The sequence below is a fragment of the Pseudochrobactrum algeriensis genome, from assembly GCF_018436245.1.
Taxonomy (GTDB): domain Bacteria; phylum Pseudomonadota; class Alphaproteobacteria; order Rhizobiales; family Rhizobiaceae; genus Pseudochrobactrum; species Pseudochrobactrum saccharolyticum.
The window spans coordinates 1,607,270-1,623,414 of record NZ_CP075361.1 but is presented as its reverse complement, the minus strand read 5'-3'; the positions used below and the strand labels follow the sequence as shown (position 1 = coordinate 1,623,414).

Genomic DNA, 16,145 nt, shown 5'->3' with positions numbered 1-16,145 from the left:
GGCTTAATTTTTATCAGCTGGTGCAAAGAGACTGCGCATTAATCAGCCCCCAGCCGAAGACAGGATCATGACCTGGTTTTCCCATGTCTTTGGCCTGACGGCTCAGCTCTTCCGCAATCTGCCGGTTATCCAGATCGGGCTTTTCAGCTTTCAGCCTTGCAGCTGCGGCAGTGACAAATGGTGCTGCAAAAGATGTGCCGGTCTTTTGCCGTGCGCCGGATACGGAGGCTGCTGTCCAGACACCGACACCCGGTGCGGCCAGATCAATATGCTCGCCGCGCACAGCACGTCTGTACGGATTGCCGTTGCGGTCAACCGCGGTTACCGCAATCACATTCTGATAGGCGGCAGGATAAACCGGTTTGGCATGAGGACCTTCATTGCCCGCAGCTGCAACCAGTGTAATTTTACGTTGTGCCGCCGCCTCAACGGCCTTTTGAAGCAATAAATTATCCGGTCCTGAAAGGCTCATATTGATGAGCGGCACCTGTTTTTCCGCCAGAAGATCAATTGCGCGGATCAGGTCATAGGTAGTGGCACGGTTATTATCGCCTTTGGTGCCGTGAAACACATCCACTGCAATCAGCTCTGCCTGCGGAAGTAAGCCCGGTGCACGGCTGTTTTCAGCCCCGACAAGCAGAGCGGCAACGGCTGTACCATGCTGTGTGCCTGATTGCGGCAGTTCATCATCGCTGAGGCGGATGATTTCCAGACGCGCCTGTTTGAGCGATTCATGATCGGGATTAACGGCCGTATCAATCAGACCGATCTTTGGCAGCGAGGTGCAGGTCGCAGCACCGGCTTGGGGCTCATTCCAGCCGATCAGATCACGCATCAGTGTGCAGTCTGTGCCGTTGCAAGCTGCGGGTGCCGGTTTTGTTTCTGTTTCCAGAGCACTTGTCTGTTCTGGCTGGTAATAATGATTGAAATCAACCACCGCATCCGGCACGAGCGCGGATACGCGCTGGCGTGCAGTTTGCAATGACATTTTTGCCGGTATTTGCAGACGGGTGAGTTGTGCACCAGTCAGGCGCATTTCCACTCTGTCAGCCACAGAGAAACCCTGTTGCTGCAATTGTGCAATATTTTCATCGCTGAGACCGAGTGCCACAAGCCTGCGGGGCTCGTAAACAGGTGCTGCCTGTTGACGTTTCTTTGCTGTGCTGCGTGTTCTGGGCGCCTGTATCTGGCGACGGTTGTCCAGATAGTCCATCAGCGTCTGCGGCCCGCGAAAGCGTTTGCCGCCGTCACTGCCGGAACGCCCGCTATTACCGGATCCTCCGTCATCACTGCCACCATCATCACCGTCATCATCATCTGCATAAGCGGCACTGACGACAGAGAACTCAGCGGAAAGCATCAGCGACGGAGCGGTTGTTACAATACCCGTCGCAACAAATAAAAGACTGGCAGAGCGGAGAAGCCTGCCGGTATGCCTGTATAGACAATTTAACATTGATCTGTTCCAGTTTTCTGTTGATGGGCTTTATCGTAAGATTGCCCAAATGCAGAACGTATGGCTCGGTGTTTTATTCGAATTTTCGGACAGAATCCTCTTATGACAGATGACGGACTAAGTTTTTCACAGCGTTTAATAGGTTTTTTACCGAATTTACGCCGTTTTGCTATCGCTTTGTGCCGCTCCCGCGAGTTAGCGGACGATCTGGTGCAGGCCGCCTGTGAAAAAGCACTGGCCGCAGAACACAGCTTTCAGCCCGGCACGCGCTTTGATGCATGGATGTTCCGTATCCTGCGCAATATCTGGATTGATACATTACGCAGGCAGAAAACTGCCGGTATCAGCGATGATATTGCCAATCATGAAGATATCAGTACACCATCAGGTGAAGATGCGGCTATTGCCCGTATGACCCTGCAAAATGTGTCGGAAGCAATCGGCCATTTGCCTGACGAGCAGCGCGAGGTGCTGCTTATGGTCTGCGTGGAAGAGCTTTCCTATAAGGAGACTGCGGAGCTGCTTGAGATACCGATAGGTACTGTGATGAGCAGGCTGGCGAGAGCGCGGAAAAATCTTGCTGAACGAACGGGAATAGACAAGGATCCCATGCGTTTATCCCCTGTGAAAGGCGGTAATCAATGACACAATCCCAACCGCATAAAGATTTCAGCGATGAAGAGCTGATGGCCTTTGCCGATGGCGAGCTGGATGAAGAGACAACGGCGCGTATTGAAGCAGCTATGGAGCATGACGATGCGCTGATTGCGCGCGTGGCGCTGTTTATGGAAACCCGCGCGGCTGCACAGGACGCTTTGCGACCAATGCTGGATGAGCCGGTGCCGGAGGCATTAATGGCTGCTGTGCAGGGCATGGTTGCACGTCATGAGCAGGAAAAACAACAGAAAACTGCTGAAGTGGCAGAGCCGGTTTCAGCGGATGCAGAGCGCGAGAATGTCATTGTTCCGTTTCGTGCAAAACCGCGCAAACCGCTTTTTGCAGCCAACTGGTCAGCAGCCGCTGCAGCTGTTTTGCTGGCTGCGGTTACCGGTTTCAGCGGTTATTTCATGGGACAGAGCGGCCTGCAAAATGCACAGCCTGAAGGTGCAGGTCTTGCTTCGCTCACAGCATCTGCCGTGCAGGCACAATTGCATAAAGTGGCTTCCGGCGAGACTGTTAATCTGGCTGAGCAGAATGCCTCTATGCAGGTGATTGCCAGTTTCCGTGACGGGGAAAATCATCTCTGCCGTGAGTTTCGCCTGAACAATGCAGGGCAGTCCGGCTATGTGGCTGTATCTTGTCTTGAACAGGAGGATTGGAAATTGCGTTTTGCTCTGGCTTCCCAGCAGGATACGCAAAATTATATCCCTGCTTCGGCACAGGACACTGTCGATATTTATTTGCAGTCCATTCAGGCCGGTGCACCGCTGTCAGCTGAAGAGGAAAGGGCGGCACTCAAGCAGTGATGCATCACAGGAAAGTCTTATTGTGCGGGCATCTTTGGGAAATTGCTTAAAGATTTTTCAAAGATATCAGGAAAAAACAATGAGATATTCAAAGCAGATGCTAGCCGCCGCCCTGGTCTCAACACTGCTGGTTGCGCCTGCATCCGCCAGAAATGCGGTGATGATGCCACTGCCCGATAAACGGATTGCTGTGATTTCAGAAGGCGATCTGGAACCTGCATCCATCGGCAGTTACACGGTTGCGCTCTATAAAGATGACGGGTTGATTGACTATCTTGGCGGCGGAATTTTTGCACGCGACGGCTCTGTTTTTGGTGACAAGGGCGAGCCGCGTGTCAGTTTTGCGGATATTACCGGCGACGGTAATCCCGAGATGATTATCGCCAAACTAACCGCAGGTTCCGGTAATTATCTGGATGTGGATGTGCTGAAACTCGGTGATAGCACGGTTGAGCGGGTATTGAATTTTGCAAGCGACACCAAGAAAGACCTGCTGATTGAAGCCAAACGTGCCTATAGCCAGCAGGAACAGAACCTGAAGAAACCATAAAACGGTTTTTATTACCGGCTCAGGCTCAGTGCCTCTGACAGATAACCGACAAGAGCACGGATATTGGGTGCCTGCGCTTTGGTTGAGGGATATACAGCATGAATTACCGGCTCATTAAGCCGGTAATCGGGAAGCAACTGTATCAGCTGTCCTGTTTTTATATCCCCGCTAACAATCCAGAGCGGCAATTGTGCGATACCCAAGCCGCGTATCACTGCATTGCGCAATGTTTCATGGCTGTCTGTTATCAGTCGCGGCACATGTCTGATGCGCTGCGCACGACCGCGTTCATCACGGAATGACCATTCATAGTGAGGACGGCCGGTGCTGACAGCACGTTCAATTTTGGGAAAACCGAAAGCAAGGGTCGGAAATCCTGCGAGATCTTTCGGTTCTGCCGGCGGAGATGCATCGCTGAATAAATCTTTGCCGGCGACGAGACATTGCGGATTTGCACCAATCACGCGGGTCACAAGCGCATTATTCTCCTGATATCCGTTATTGTCCTCGCGAATAACGAGATCATATCCTTCGCCGATCACATCAACATTTCTGTTCATGCATTTGAGATGCACATCAATCTTGGGAAAGTGCTGCATGAATTCTGTAATCAAATCGCTGATTTTATAATTGAGCGGCCCGACGGGGCAGACAATGCGGATGGTGCCGCTTGGCTCCTCGTAGTTGCGGTCGATGATACGCTGTGCGGCCTCAATATTTTCAAGCACAACAAGACATTGGCGGTAATATTCAGCCCCGACCTCAGTGAGTGCAAAACGGCGGCTTGACCTGTAGATCAGCGTTGCCTGCAGAAACTCTTCCAGATTGGTGATGTGCCTGCTTAATGTCGATTTTTGCACGCCTGTTATCCGTGCCGCAGCAGCATAGCCGCCGTGCGTGACCACTTGGACAAAATAGAACAAGTCGTTCAGGTTCTGCATCGTTGCAAATATAGAATGCTGTGTTTCAGTATTCAAATCTTTTCTAATAAAGGCACCGATGTTACTATTTCACCGCGTTGTTGTTTTTTCAAAAAAACAACGGTCGGTAAATTTCGTCACCCGCAAGTAACTATCATCTTATCTGCTTGAAATTAAATCAGAATTGCGTTTCGACTGAGGCTTTGATGCTCTCGGTTTGAGATGTTGTGGAATTGTTTTCCCTGTGTTCGAGGAGACTATGCAATGACAAGCGAACCCATTCGTGATCCTGTAAAAGACCGGCTGCTCAGCCCTAAAAACTCAGCCTTTATCATTATTGATTATCAGCCTGTGCAGGTGAACTCCATTGCCTCCATGGACAGGCAATTGCTTATCAATCATATCGTTGGCGCATCCAGAGCTGCGCGCGTTTATGATTTACCGATTATTCACTCAACCGTGAATGTAAAAACCGGTCTCAATAAGCCTCCTATTCCGCAAGTCCGCAAAGCCCTTGAAGGGATTCCGACGATTGACCGCACCACAATCAATTCCTGGGAGGATGTCGAGTTTCGTAAGGCCGTAGAGCAGGCCGGACGCAAGAAACTGATTATGACGGCGCTCTGGACTGAGGCCTGTCTGACATTTCCGGCGATTGATGCGCTTGCCGAAGGCTATGAAGTCTATGTCGTGGCTGATGCTGTGGGCGGTACTTCGGTACAGGCGCATGAAGCTGCATTGCGGCGCATTGAACAGGCAGGCGGCAAGATGATCAGCGTGGTTCAGCTGTTCTGCGAATTGCAGCGTGACTGGCAGCGCAAGGAAACAGTTCCGCAATTTATGGATCTGTTCATCCAGACCGGCGGTACCGCCGGTATCCAGTTCTCCTACGACAAAGCCGAGTAAGCTTTGCTTCCAATGCGGGCAGAACATTTCCGGTTTATTCTTGACCATAGGAAATGCTCTGTCCGGATTGAACAGGCAGGGATTTCAAATGAGAGGAGCATGTTTATGGGCGATCTCTTCGTTGTTGTCAGCCTGCGCGCCAAGGCGGGTAAAGAAGGAACATTACGGCGCGATCTTAAGGCGATTGTCGATCAGTCCCGCAAAGAAGAGGGGAATATCAGCTATGATCTGTTCATTGATCGTACCGACCCGTCCCGCTTTGTTTTCATAGAGCACTGGGCATCACAGGAACATCAGTACAAACATCATAATGAAGGGCCGCATATTCAGTTTTTCCATGAAAACGGGGCGCAAAATGTCGAAAATACAGAATTCGCCTATTTCCTTGACCGCTTGGAATGACACGGCGCGATTTTCCCGTACAAGCCCGCGCATAATAAAAAACCCTGCCGCAAGGGCAGGGTTCTGATTATTATATGACCGGTTCGCTTATTGTGTGATTTCGAACTTTACGGTCACATTCACATTATAGCTGTTTTCACCGGCTGAAACCGGTACTGAATCAGCCATTGCTTCCTGAGCCATTGCGACCATTTTGGTGCGTGCCATTGGCATCGGGCGCGGATTATTGCCATATTCGGTGATTTCAAGTACGCGGCCGAGTTTTGCACCGGCGGTTTCGGTCAGGGTTTTTGCCTTTTCCATGGCATTTTCCATGGCTTTTTTACGGGCATCCATCAGCACTTTTGACGGATCATCATTGACGAAACGCAGGCCGCCGCTCTGGTTGACGCCGAGATCAATGGATTTATCCAGCAGATCGCCGACTTTATCGAGATCGCGCACGCGCACGGTCAGGCCGTTGGTTACATTATAGCCGATGATTTTCGGTGCTTTCAGGCCGTTTTTATCGCTCGGATAATTGTAGGTCGGCTGAATATTGACGCCCGAGGTTTGCAGGTCGCGGTCTTCAATGCCGGCTTCTTTCATCGCAGCCAGTACCTGAGACATTGCCTTATTGTTGTCAGTCATAGCTTCACGGGCGGTTTTAGCTTCACGCAAGACGGTCAGGTCGAGAATAGCCATATCCGGAGCGGCCTGAGCTTCACCTTCACCGGTGATGACAATGAATGCCTGCTGTTTTTCTGACACATTTTTCTCCTGTGCAAAGGCCGGTTGCGAAAGCGCACTGGCAAAAGAAACCGCAAGAAATGCTGAAGCGAAAAGGGCGGCTGTTTTACGATGTGTCATAGTTTCTCCTGATAATGAAATCGGTTTAACTGCTATATTTCAATGAATTACGGATGTTTTTAGGCTAAAAGCAGGCAATCTGGTTATAGTTTTGCGACAGGCATAAATTCCTTGCATAGCGGCAGCAAATAATTCTTCGTCAAAGGTGCCAGCGGCAGTTCCACTTTTTGCAGCGGATCAACCCAGACAATTTCTTCAATTTCTGCGGCCTTGGCGACCGGCTGGGTGAGGGCAATGCGAAACACCTCAGCTTCAACCGTATAGCCCGGTTCATTTGCGGCCGGTGCCGAGAAAGCCCCGAGATAATGCGCCTGATCCTGATTAACCGTCAGTCCCAGTTCTTCACTAAGCTCACGCTGCAATGCTGCGACCGGTGTTTCTCCGTTTTCAATCTTACCGCCTGCCTGCATGAATGCGGTTGTGCCCGCCTTGCGTACCAGCAAAATCCGGTTGTCCGGTGCCATCAGAATTGCAGCTGCAATGCGGATACGGTTTGTCGGGGTAGTTTCTGCGGACATGAGAAAAATTCCTGAGGGCAGTGTTAAAAGGAACTTCAGACAAGCGACAGCTTCTTATAGCGACGCAAATATGAAGCCTGGATGAATGATTTTCTGCAATATAGTCTGATTTGAGCAAAAATCTTCGTCTATCAGGCAACAAAACACCGGCTCATGCATTATTCAGAAAATCAGTGGGTAGAATAAGCGTTTCTGTAGAATGTGTTTTTTCATTCTGTCAGCCTGAAGATTCTGATTGGTATAAAATTCTACAATAGGACAAAATTAGGAATTTATTTTTGCATAATAAATTGCAGGACGTGGAATTATATCTGTGATGGTTTGAGTGGCCGTGACATCTTATTCGCAACACGGACTGCAACACAGCAGCTCCGCCCGGAAAGCTTTATAATATGAGAATAACCTTTTCAGTGAAAAGGTTGCGTTTAAAAGGACAAGGTATATGAGCTGGTTTAAGTCTATTGTTGCAGTTGGTGTGTTGCAGTCAGCCGTTCTGGCTTCGGGCGTTATGACCAGCCAGTCTTTTGCTGATGCTGCTCTGGATCGCATCAAAGCAGAGGGCGTTCTCAAGATCGGTACAGAAGGCACTTACGCGCCGTTCACCTATCATGACAAAGACGGCAAGCTGGTCGGTTTTGACGTGGAAATCGGTCAGGAAATTGCCAAGCGTCTCGGCGTTGAAGCCAAATTCCTTGAAGGCAAATGGGACGGCCTGATCGCCGGTCTTGATGCAAACCGCTATGATGCAGTGATCAATCAGGTTGGCATCACGCCGGAGCGCCAGAAGAAATATAATTTCTCCGAGCCTTATATTGCTTCAAAAGCCGTGCTGATTGTGAAAACCGGCAATACGGATATCAAGAAATTTGAAGACCTGAAGGGCCGCAAAGCCGCACAATCGCTGAGCAGCAACTATGGTAAAATTGCCCGTGAATATGGTGCGGAAATTGTTGCCAATGACGGCTTTGACCAGTCAGTTCAGCTGGTGCTGAGCGGCCGTGCGGAAGCAACCGTGAATGCCAGTCTGTCCTTCCTCGACTTCAAAAAGCAGAAGCCTGATGTGCCGCTGGAAGTCGCTGCCGAACTTGAAAATGCTGACCGTTCCGGCGTGTTGTTGCGCAAAGGCGAGGAAGATCTGCTTGCCGAAATCAACAAAGCGCTTGAGCAGATCAAAACCGACGGCACTTATGCCAAAATCTCCGAAAAATATTTCGGCGCAGACGTCTCTAAATAAGTTATCCTCCCGGAACTTTGATGCCGGCGATATATTATCGCCGGTTTTCCGTTGCGCAGGCAACGGGGCAGGAACCATTTTCAGCCTCAGCAATTCCGTCTGAGGGGAAACAATTATGACGGGGACGCATTCAATGTCTGACGTTTTATCGCTTATGCTTGAATCTTTGGGGCCGCTGTTGTGGGCAGCTCTGGTTTTCACTATTCCGCTGACATTATTGTCATTTCTGTTCGGCACAACACTCGGTCTTTTTGTGGCTCTGACCCGATTGTTCGCACCGCGTCCCGTTGCAGCAATCGTCAATTTTTATGTCTGGCTGATCCGCGGCACACCGCTGCTGGTGCAGCTGTTCCTGATCTTTTACGGGTTGCCGAGCCTTGGTGTCACGCTGGATGCATTTCCAGCCGCTTTGATCGGCTTTACCTTAAGCATCGGTGCTTATTCCTCTGAAATTTTCCGCGGTGTGATTGTCGCTGTGCCGAAAGGACAGTGGGAAGCAGCCTATGCAACAGGCATGAGCTGGGGGCAGGCGATGCGCCGCACGATCCTGCCGCAAGCTGCACCTAATGCCGTGCCGCCGCTCTCCAACAGCTTCATTTCTCTGGTTAAGGACACGTCTCTGGCCGCGGCAATTACCGTGCCTGAAATGTTTCAGGTGGCGCAGCGTATCGTTGCGGTTACCTATGAGCCGCTGATCCTTTATGTCGAGGCCGCGCTGCTTTATCTGGCACTCAGCTCTGTGCTGTCTTATCTGCAAACCCGTCTGGAAGCACGTCTGAAGCGTTATGGCGGCTTTCTGGAGGTCCGTTCATGATGATCGAACTCAAAAATATCGTAAAAAAATTCGGCGACCATACCGTGCTCGACAATATATCCCTGTCGATTGCCGAGGGCAGTGTGACAGCCTTTATCGGGCCGTCCGGTGCCGGTAAAAGTACGCTGCTGCGCTGTCTCAATCTGCTGGAAGTGCCGACTTCCGGCGATATTGAAATTGCGGGCGACAGGCTGAGTTTTTCTCCTGAACGCAAAGTCAGCCAGAAAGAAATTCACCTGATCCGCCGTCATTCCGGCATGGTCTTTCAGAATTTTCAGCTGTTTCCGCATCGTACAGTCACCGAGAACATCACTGAAGGTCTGATCACGGTTCAGAAATGGCCGAAGGAAAAGGCGAGGGAACGGGCAAAGCAGCTGCTTGAAAAGGTAGGCCTGTCGCAGAAGGCTGATGCATGGCCTGCAACCCTCTCCGGTGGTCAGCAACAGCGTGTGGCGATTGCCCGTGCATTGGCTCCGTCGCCTAAAATTCTGCTCTGCGACGAGCCGACTTCTGCACTCGATCCGGAATTGTCCGGTGAAGTGGTGGATGTTCTGGCGCAGCTTGCCAAAGAAGGCACCACAATGATTATGGTGACCCACGATCTTCGGCTGGCATCAAGAATTGCCGAGGATGTGCTGTTTATCGATAATGGTGTGATTGTTGAGCGCGGCACCGCGCAGGCAATCTTCCGCTCACCGAAGGAAGAGCGTACCCGCCGCTTCGTGAATACGCTGACCCATGAAGGTCAGGGTTTCAGTCAGGGCGCGGGTATTTGAATTTGTTCAAAACATTAAAAATATAGTGTAATATATTGATATAAATAATAATCCTGCAATCAAATGATTGCAGGATTATTTAAATTCATTTGAATGAGATATAGTCTTATCTAGAAGCAGTTTGAGTGTTTCCGGAAAAGTATCCGGCATGATTTCAAATTCCTGAATATCAGTCCATTTGTCCTCAAATGCATAGTATTCATAGCGGATATCGAAAACTTCAATTTCTATCGATGGTATTGAATATAACCATATAATGCGAATTGTCGGCCAGTAACCCAAACATATTTCATTTGGAACTTGGTATCGCTCTGTGGCAAATTTTACGAATTGCAACGCGTTTTCAAGAGTATTTTGTTCAACAGTGGGATTTTGAATAGCAACCTTATGAATTGCAGCCTCAACTTCGAACCATGTAGCGCAATTTATAACGAGATTATCATCATAATCCGGCATTGTCGTTTAGCTCCGACCTTTTTAATCAACCTGATCGCTGTCGACTTCGTTCTCGGCTTTGGCAAATACGTCAACATCTTCGTTTTTACCGGATTCCACGGTAAATTCACGCTGATAGAGGCGGTCTTTGTTTTTGGCCACAGCGATATAATCACCGGATGCAAGCACCAGCGATGCATAGGCGCTGACGCTTTCATAGACGATATCACCATTGGTATTGACGATATTCCATGATGTATCGGCAAGCGCTTCCCCACCGACATCGCGCAGCAATTTCAGAGTAACTTCCGCCGCATTATGCTCAACAGTTGCCTCCGTCAGTTTACCGGCGCTGACCACAATCTCGGCACGGATTACGGCATTGGCATTGCCGTAATTGGAGACCACGTGATAGGTGCCGCTATTGAGGCGCACCACCGTATCCGGTTTGATATTCGGCACGATCAGCGAGCGCTCATTGCCTTCATCGTCATTTTCATAAATCGAGAAGCGCAGGAACTTGTCAGAAATTTCCTTGCCGTCCGGCAGTTTGGCACTGAGCTTCAGACCGCCTGCATCAAGGATCAGCTTTTCATGACGGCTGGCATTGCGCACGGTAATGCGCTTGGTGGCTCCGGCGCGGCCAAAGCTGACATGGACGAGATAGCTGCCTTCCGGCAGTGAAAAGCTGGCAGTGCCGCCTGTTGCTGTTGCAATCAGCGGCAGCTTGTCCTCACCATTCGGTTCCGGCGAGAATACGCGCCATACCAGCCCCTGACTCAGGGCAGGGCCGTCCGCTGTCAGCTGTGCTTCCAGCAGCAACTCATTCTGATTGGCCAGCGGTGAGTTCTGCAGGCTGCGCGGATCAGCGTAAGGTGTGATGCCTGCTGCCGGAGCTGCCGGCGACATAATTGCACCGGTCGGCGGTGTGTTGTCCGGTGTTCCGCCTTCAGGCACTGAAATTTTCGGTAATTGCAGCTTGTCGAATTGTGCGCCCGGCACAACGCGCATGGAGAAACCATCCTGCGGTTGAGGCAGTTCCTGAGCTAACGCTGAACCACCGATCATCAGACCCGTCGAAACCAATGCAAAAGCGCAGAGATTGCGGCATTGCTTTACACGCCGTGTGTTATTGGCTGATAAGTTTCTGGCGTGCAGAACAGGGCTGAATTTCATAAGCCGGTACTCATTTGAATTTCAAAGTCTCAAGTCTTTATTGTTTGACCGCAGTGTAAAGGCATTTTCAAGGCTGCGCCCAGCAAAATATCGCCCGTTTGCATTATAAACACATATTACTGCATATGCACTCTGTCATTGCAGAGCAGAATTGGCAATAAAGACGGTCATAATGACGGAATCGAACAGAACAGGCAGGAAGTAACGTGTCAGATCTCATTGATTTTTTGAAAACCCGCAGCTCCACACCGATTGTCGGCCTGATTGAGCCTGCACCATCGGCTGATGAACTGGCGCAGATCCTGACCATTGCCTCCCGCGTGCCGGATCACGGTAAGCTCAATCCGTGGCGCTTTATCATTTATCGCGACGATGCCCGCATCCAGATCGGTGAAATGCTGGCAGAGCGTGCAGCACAGCGCGCGCAGCAGCAGAATGAAGAATTTAACGACAGCCATCGTGAGAAAGAGCTGAAACGCTTCTCCCGTGCGCCGCTTGTTATCGGAATTATCTGCAGTCCGCGTGATACAGACCGTATTCCTGAATGGGAGCAGTTCCTGTCATCGGGAGCTGCGGCGATGCAGCTTTGTAATGCTGCCAATGCGCTGGGCTATGGCAGCAACTGGATTACCAACTGGTATTCCGATGATGAGGAGGGCAAGCGCCTGCTCGGTGTTGCGCCCTATGAAAAAGTAGCCGGTTTTGTGCATTTGGGTACGCCTAAAGCTTCGGTACCTGATCGTCCGCGCCCTGATTTGCAGGCAATTGTTTCTGACTATAGCGGGCCATATCAGGGCTGAACCGGATTGCCGGAACGGAAAAGCAGAGTAATTTGATGTTTTATGAACCGCAAAACGGCCATGGCCTGCCGCATAATCCGCTCAAGGCCATTGTTGCGCCGCGTCCGATCGGCTGGATCGGCACGCGCTCGAAAGAGGGGGCTTTGAACCTCGCCCCCTATTCCTTTTTCAACATTGTCTGCGATACGCCGCCTTTGCTGATGTTCAGTTCATCAGGCTACAAGGACAGTGTGGCTTTCATTGAGGAAACACGGGAATTTACGGCTAATATGGTCGGTGAGCATCTGGCAAAACAGATGAATGCAACATCCGTCAATGCGCCGCGCGGTGCCAGCGAGTTCGACTATGCGGGGCTGACTGCTGCTACCTGTGAGCAGATTGCTGCGCCGCGTGTGGCGGAGGCCTATGCATCGCTGGAATGCGTTGCCGTGGATATTCGGCAGTTACAGGGCAGGGATGGCCAGCCGACGGATTCCTATATGGTGATCGGCGAGGTGGTCGGTGTGCATATTGATGAGGCTATTCTCACCGATGGTCTGATTGATATCAGCAAATCCAGACCGGTAACCCGTCTTGGCTATATGGATTTCGCCACAACCGACACGGTTTATCAGATGTTCCGCCCCAAATGGGGCGAATAATCTGTTCCATAATCTGGGGGCAGGCCGGAGAATTGTAAATCTTACTTTCCGGCCTGTTTCGCTTTATTCCAGAGTGCTTCCATCTCATCGAGAGTGGCTGCTTCCAGCGAATGACTGTTACTGTTCAGTTCGTCTTCAATGAAGTGAAAGCGGCGTTTGAATTTCTCATTGGCTGCGCGCAGCGCCATTTCCGGTTCCAGTTCAAGATGGCGCCCGAGATTGACCATGGCGAAGAGCAGGTCACCATATTCTTCTGCAATATTGGCCTTGTCCTGATTGTCCATCGCCTGACGCAGTTCCTGCGTTTCTTCCGCAACCTTATCCAGAATAGGCGCTGCTTCCGCCCAGTCAAAACCGACGCGTGCCGCTTTCTGCTGATATTTCAGCGCGCCGACCAATGAAGGCAGATAAGTAGGCACGTCATCGAGAAAGCCTTTTTTCTCAGTTGTTTCAAGACCAAGCGCAGTGCGGCGGGCAATGCGCTCATCTTTTTCGATCTGTTTGATACGGTTCCATGACCCTTTGGCCATACCAGCCGAGCGCGCCTCGTCATCGCCAAAGACATGCGGATGGCGACGGATCATTTTGTTGGTCACAGCTTCCACAACATGACCAAAATCAAAACCACCTTTTTCTTCGGAAATACGGGAATGGAACACCACCTGCAGCAGCAGATCACCAAGTTCTTCACGCAGGTCGTCCATATCATCGCGCTCAATGGCATCAATGACTTCATAGGCTTCTTCAAGCGTGTAAGGCGCGATAGTGCTGAAATCCTGCTCCACATCCCACGGGCAGCCGGTTTCAGGATCACGCAGCGCCACCATAATGTCTAAAAGGGTCTGAATATCGCGGGAAGGCTGCATGTCTGGTTCCTGTCTGAACAGCGACCGGAAATAATTCCGGTTTATGATATGGCAATTTAAACCTACTGGTGCCATAAAATCGGGCACAAGAAAACCGTCTGTAAACAAATCAGCGAGAGACGAATGACAATTCTGGTAACCGGCGGTGCCGGCTATATTGGCTCGCATACTTGCGTTCGCCTGCTTGAAACCGGCCATGATGTGGTCGTGGTTGATAATTTCGACAACAGCCATCCGGAAGTTTTTCAACGTATCGAACAGATCACCGGAAGAATGCCGAAGCGCGAAACCGGCGATATCCGTGACCGTGAGTTTCTCCAGAAAGTCATTCAGACCTATCAATGCACATCGGTGATCCATTTTGCCGGTTTGAAAGCTGTTGGTGAATCAACCCAGAAGCCGCTTTATTATTATGACTGCAATATGCTCGGCACTTTGCGCCTGCTGCAGGCCATGCGCAGTACCGGCGTGAAAAAGCTGGTCTTTTCTTCCTCAGCCACTGTTTATGGTGATCCGCAGCATCTGCCGCTGGATGAAAACCATCCATTATCCGCGACCAACCCTTACGGCCGCACCAAGCTGATGATCGAGGAAATGCTGCGCGATCTCTATAATAGTGATCCTGAGTGGAGCATTGCCATTCTGCGTTATTTCAATCCCGTCGGCGCCCATGAAAGCGGGCTGATCGGTGAGGATCCGAAGGGCATTCCGAATAATCTGATGCCGATTATTGCGCAGGTTGCCACCGGCCGCCGTGAAAAACTGAGCATCTGGGGTAATGATTATCCGACACCGGACGGCACCGGCGTGCGCGATTATATCCATGTGACCGATCTTGCCGAAGGGCATCTCAGAGCACTTGCAAAGCTGGATGAGCCAAAATGCATGGCTATCAATCTCGGCACAGGCGAGGGCTATAGCGTGCTCGATGTTATTAAAGCCTTTGAGCATGTTTCCAATCAGCAGATTCGCTATGAAATTGCACCGCGCCGTCCCGGTGATGTTGCATCCTGCTATGCGGACCCTGCTCATGCCAAAGAACTGCTTGGCTGGAGTGCCAAGAAAACTCTGCGTGAAATGTGCGCAGATATGTGGAACTGGCAGTCAAAAAATCCGAACGGATATGCGGATTAAGATTGCCTGAAAGATATTTGCTTTGCATCACGCTGATGGTGCAAAGCAACAATTATATCTGTCATAAAATCATTTAATTATAATGATATATGTCATTATTTTAATTGATTACATCAGATTCAGAATACAGAAATGAGTTTGGATATATGCGTTTTCTTCCCGATAAATTTATCTCGACTCTCATTCTGGCAATTCTGGTCGCCTCACTCTTACCCGTCAAAGGTGAGGCTGCTTACTGGTTCGGACTGGCGACAAAATTTGCAATCGGATTGCTGTTCTTCTTGCATGGGGCAAGATTATCGCAGCAAGCCGTTGTGCAGGGCATTGTGCACTGGCGGCTGCATCTCATCGTATTGGCGGTCACTTTTGTTGTATTTCCGCTGATCGGGCTTTCGCTTGGCTGGGCTATTCCGGGTTTCGCAAATTCGGCATTTTATGCGGGAATTCTGTTTCTCTGCGTTCTGCCATCAACTGTTCAGTCATCCATCGCGTTCACCTCCATCGCCAAAGGCAATGTACCTGCTGCGATCGTTTCCGCTTCCGCATCCAATATTCTCGGAATGTTTCTGACACCGCTGCTGGTCGGATTGCTGTTCACAACACAGGGTGAGGCGGGCATTTCGCTTGATGCATTAGAGTCCATCCTGCTGCAATTGCTGGTTCCTTTTGTTGCCGGACAGATTTTGCAACAGTGGATCGGACATTTTATACGCCGTCATAATAAAGCGCTGGGGCTTGTTGATCGCGGCTCTATCGTGATGGTTGTTTATCTCGCTTTCAGTGAAGCGATGGTGCAGGGATTGTGGACGGAAGTTTCCGGTCATGATCTGGCGATTATGATTGCCGTGAATATCGGCCTGCTGGCCTTCATTCTGTGGTTCACCGGTTTCATTGCTAAAATGCTCGGCTTTTCGCGTGCTGACCGGATTACAATCATTTTCTGCGGGTCTAAAAAGAGCCTCGCGAGCGGCGCACCAATGGCCAGCGTGATCTTTCCGGCTGCGATGGTGGGCGGAATTGTACTACCACTGATGATTTTTCATCAGATACAGCTGATGGCTTGTGCCGTGCTTGCCAGAAGATATGCGGCACAGGCGGATGCGCTTGAAAGCAGTCAGGCAGAGCAGGGACTTTGACAGTACAAGAGAAGAGGGTGCATCACCCTCTTCTCTTTAAGTTTATGATATATCTTGATAATTTAT

19 protein-coding genes are annotated in these 16,145 nt (G+C 50.4%); 12 read left to right on the top strand and 7 right to left on the bottom strand.

The features are described 5' to 3' along the window. Positions 1 to 13: 13 nt before the first annotated feature. Positions 14 to 1,456 carry a S8 family serine peptidase gene (locus tag KHQ09_RS09590; protein ID WP_213597937.1) on the bottom strand — a complete coding sequence of 481 codons (1,443 nt, stop codon included), beginning with the start codon at positions 1,454 to 1,456 and terminating at the stop codon, positions 14 to 16. 102 nt (positions 1,457 to 1,558) lie between these two features. Here KHQ09_RS09590 and KHQ09_RS09585 point away from each other — a divergent pair, with 102 nt between their 5' ends. From KHQ09_RS09585 to KHQ09_RS09575, 3 genes are all read left to right on the top strand, one after another. Further along, complete coding sequence (locus KHQ09_RS09585) at positions 1,559 to 2,101, top strand: RNA polymerase sigma factor (protein WP_022711802.1); 543 nt, start codon at positions 1,559 to 1,561, stop codon at positions 2,099 to 2,101. Beyond that, a complete protein-coding gene (locus KHQ09_RS09580) occupies positions 2,098 to 2,922 on the top strand; it encodes an anti-sigma factor family protein (RefSeq protein WP_213597936.1) in 825 nt (274 codons plus the stop codon). The genes KHQ09_RS09585 and KHQ09_RS09580 overlap by 4 nt, the downstream gene beginning before the upstream one ends. A 79-nt stretch (positions 2,923 to 3,001) precedes the next feature. Beyond that, complete coding sequence (locus tag KHQ09_RS09575) at positions 3,002 to 3,472, top strand: PliI family lysozyme inhibitor of I-type lysozyme (RefSeq protein WP_213597934.1); 471 nt, start codon at positions 3,002 to 3,004, stop codon at positions 3,470 to 3,472. Between the two features lie 11 nt (positions 3,473 to 3,483). On the opposite strand, the gene KHQ09_RS09570 is transcribed toward KHQ09_RS09575, so the two are convergent. After that, positions 3,484 to 4,413 carry a LysR substrate-binding domain-containing protein gene (locus tag KHQ09_RS09570; RefSeq protein ID WP_238481717.1) on the bottom strand — a complete coding sequence of 310 codons (930 nt, stop codon included), beginning with the start codon at positions 4,411 to 4,413 and terminating at the stop codon, positions 3,484 to 3,486. Between the two features lie 243 nt (positions 4,414 to 4,656). On the opposite strand from KHQ09_RS09570, the gene KHQ09_RS09565 reads away from it, so the two are divergent. Both KHQ09_RS09565 and KHQ09_RS09560 read left to right on the top strand, forming a co-directional pair. After that, positions 4,657 to 5,298 carry a hydrolase gene (locus tag KHQ09_RS09565; RefSeq protein ID WP_116089418.1) on the top strand — a complete coding sequence of 214 codons (642 nt, stop codon included), beginning with the start codon at positions 4,657 to 4,659 and terminating at the stop codon, positions 5,296 to 5,298. A 105-nt stretch (positions 5,299 to 5,403) separates the two neighbouring features. Further along, positions 5,404 to 5,700, top strand: coding sequence for a putative quinol monooxygenase (locus KHQ09_RS09560; RefSeq protein WP_213597929.1), 297 nt, complete (start codon positions 5,404 to 5,406; stop codon positions 5,698 to 5,700). Between the two features lie 87 nt (positions 5,701 to 5,787). Here the strand turns inward: KHQ09_RS09560 and KHQ09_RS09555 are convergent, their stop codons facing one another. After that, on the bottom strand, positions 5,788 to 6,549 hold the full coding sequence (locus KHQ09_RS09555) for an SIMPL domain-containing protein (protein WP_213597927.1): 762 nt from the start codon (positions 6,547 to 6,549) through the stop codon (positions 5,788 to 5,790). An 83-nt stretch (positions 6,550 to 6,632) separates the two neighbouring features. Beyond that, a complete protein-coding gene (locus tag KHQ09_RS09550) occupies positions 6,633 to 7,067 on the bottom strand; it encodes an NUDIX hydrolase (protein ID WP_213597925.1) in 435 nt (144 codons plus the stop codon). 442 nt (positions 7,068 to 7,509) lie between these two features. Between KHQ09_RS09550 and KHQ09_RS09545 the strand changes: the two genes are divergently transcribed. The 3 genes from KHQ09_RS09545 to KHQ09_RS09535 all read left to right on the top strand — a co-directional run bounded on the left by KHQ09_RS09545 (position 7,510) and on the right by KHQ09_RS09535 (position 9,891). Beyond that, on the top strand, positions 7,510 to 8,301 hold the full coding sequence (locus KHQ09_RS09545) for an amino acid ABC transporter substrate-binding protein (protein WP_213597923.1): 792 nt from the start codon (positions 7,510 to 7,512) through the stop codon (positions 8,299 to 8,301). A gap of 133 nt (positions 8,302 to 8,434) precedes the next feature. Then, a complete protein-coding gene (locus KHQ09_RS09540; RefSeq protein ID WP_213597921.1) occupies positions 8,435 to 9,115 on the top strand; it encodes an amino acid ABC transporter permease in 681 nt (226 codons plus the stop codon). Further along, positions 9,115 to 9,891: an amino acid ABC transporter ATP-binding protein gene (locus KHQ09_RS09535; RefSeq protein ID WP_151159372.1), complete on the top strand. Its 777-nt coding sequence runs from the start codon at positions 9,115 to 9,117 to the stop codon at positions 9,889 to 9,891. Before KHQ09_RS09540 ends, KHQ09_RS09535 begins: the two co-directional genes overlap by 1 nt. A gap of 75 nt (positions 9,892 to 9,966) precedes the next feature. Here the strand turns inward: KHQ09_RS09535 and KHQ09_RS09530 are convergent, their stop codons facing one another. Beyond that, complete coding sequence (locus KHQ09_RS09530) at positions 9,967 to 10,347, bottom strand: hypothetical protein (protein WP_213597919.1); 381 nt, start codon at positions 10,345 to 10,347, stop codon at positions 9,967 to 9,969. A gap of 21 nt (positions 10,348 to 10,368) precedes the next feature. Beyond that, entirely contained in the window at positions 10,369 to 11,337 is a 969-nt protein-coding gene (locus tag KHQ09_RS09525; RefSeq protein WP_370627133.1) for a hypothetical protein, read from the bottom strand. Positions 11,338 to 11,708: 371 nt separating this feature from the next. On the opposite strand from KHQ09_RS09525, the gene KHQ09_RS09520 reads away from it, so the two are divergent. Continuing rightward, positions 11,709 to 12,302 (top strand): nitroreductase family protein, encoded by a 594-nt coding sequence (locus KHQ09_RS09520; protein ID WP_213597916.1) that lies wholly within the window; start codon positions 11,709 to 11,711, stop codon positions 12,300 to 12,302. Between the two features lie 35 nt (positions 12,303 to 12,337). Beyond that, the gene (locus KHQ09_RS09515; RefSeq protein ID WP_213597914.1) at positions 12,338 to 12,943 is read left to right on the top strand and encodes a flavin reductase family protein; all 606 of its coding nucleotides are present in this window, start codon (positions 12,338 to 12,340) and stop codon (positions 12,941 to 12,943) included. A gap of 41 nt (positions 12,944 to 12,984) precedes the next feature. On the opposite strand, the gene mazG is transcribed toward KHQ09_RS09515, so the two are convergent. Beyond that, positions 12,985 to 13,809 carry a nucleoside triphosphate pyrophosphohydrolase gene (gene mazG, locus KHQ09_RS09510; RefSeq protein ID WP_213597912.1) on the bottom strand — a complete coding sequence of 275 codons (825 nt, stop codon included), beginning with the start codon at positions 13,807 to 13,809 and terminating at the stop codon, positions 12,985 to 12,987. A 123-nt stretch (positions 13,810 to 13,932) separates the two neighbouring features. On the opposite strand from mazG, the gene galE reads away from it, so the two are divergent. Together galE and KHQ09_RS09500 are read left to right on the top strand one after the other, a co-directional pair. Beyond that, entirely contained in the window at positions 13,933 to 14,943 is a 1,011-nt protein-coding gene (gene galE, locus KHQ09_RS09505; RefSeq protein ID WP_022711787.1) for a UDP-glucose 4-epimerase GalE, read from the top strand. Positions 14,944 to 15,089: 146 nt separating this feature from the next. Further along, positions 15,090 to 16,079, top strand: coding sequence for a bile acid:sodium symporter family protein (locus tag KHQ09_RS09500; protein WP_213597910.1), 990 nt, complete (start codon positions 15,090 to 15,092; stop codon positions 16,077 to 16,079). Positions 16,080 to 16,145 lie beyond the last annotated feature (66 nt).

Bases quoted from the DNA above. Each gene is read 5' to 3' on its own strand.
- KHQ09_RS09535 (WP_151159372.1), top strand. From the start codon at position 9,115: ATGATCGAACTCAAAAATATCGTAAAAAAATTCGGCGACCATACCGTG.
- KHQ09_RS09565 (WP_116089418.1), top strand. From the start codon at position 4,657: ATGACAAGCGAACCCATTCGTGATCCTGTAAAAGACCGGCTGCTCAGC.
- KHQ09_RS09585 (WP_022711802.1), top strand. From the start codon at position 1,559: ATGACAGATGACGGACTAAGTTTTTCACAGCGTTTAATAGGTTTTTTA.
- KHQ09_RS09545 (WP_213597923.1), top strand. From the start codon at position 7,510: ATGAGCTGGTTTAAGTCTATTGTTGCAGTTGGTGTGTTGCAGTCAGCC.
- KHQ09_RS09590 (WP_213597937.1), bottom strand. From the start codon at position 1,456: ATGTTAAATTGTCTATACAGGCATACCGGCAGGCTTCTCCGCTCTGCC.
- KHQ09_RS09575 (WP_213597934.1), top strand. From the start codon at position 3,002: ATGAGATATTCAAAGCAGATGCTAGCCGCCGCCCTGGTCTCAACACTG.
- mazG (WP_213597912.1), bottom strand. From the start codon at position 13,809: ATGCAGCCTTCCCGCGATATTCAGACCCTTTTAGACATTATGGTGGCG.
- KHQ09_RS09555 (WP_213597927.1), bottom strand. From the start codon at position 6,549: ATGACACATCGTAAAACAGCCGCCCTTTTCGCTTCAGCATTTCTTGCG.
- KHQ09_RS09580 (WP_213597936.1), top strand. From the start codon at position 2,098: ATGACACAATCCCAACCGCATAAAGATTTCAGCGATGAAGAGCTGATG.
- KHQ09_RS09530 (WP_213597919.1), bottom strand. From the start codon at position 10,347: ATGCCGGATTATGATGATAATCTCGTTATAAATTGCGCTACATGGTTC.
- KHQ09_RS09560 (WP_213597929.1), top strand. From the start codon at position 5,404: ATGGGCGATCTCTTCGTTGTTGTCAGCCTGCGCGCCAAGGCGGGTAAA.
- galE (WP_022711787.1), top strand. From the start codon at position 13,933: ATGACAATTCTGGTAACCGGCGGTGCCGGCTATATTGGCTCGCATACT.
- KHQ09_RS09515 (WP_213597914.1), top strand. From the start codon at position 12,338: ATGTTTTATGAACCGCAAAACGGCCATGGCCTGCCGCATAATCCGCTC.
- KHQ09_RS09540 (WP_213597921.1), top strand. From the start codon at position 8,435: ATGTCTGACGTTTTATCGCTTATGCTTGAATCTTTGGGGCCGCTGTTG.
- KHQ09_RS09570 (WP_238481717.1), bottom strand. From the start codon at position 4,413: ATGCAGAACCTGAACGACTTGTTCTATTTTGTCCAAGTGGTCACGCAC.
- KHQ09_RS09550 (WP_213597925.1), bottom strand. From the start codon at position 7,067: ATGTCCGCAGAAACTACCCCGACAAACCGTATCCGCATTGCAGCTGCA.
- KHQ09_RS09500 (WP_213597910.1), top strand. From the start codon at position 15,090: ATGCGTTTTCTTCCCGATAAATTTATCTCGACTCTCATTCTGGCAATT.
- KHQ09_RS09525 (WP_370627133.1), bottom strand. From the start codon at position 11,337: ATGCGCGTTGTGCCGGGCGCACAATTCGACAAGCTGCAATTACCGAAA.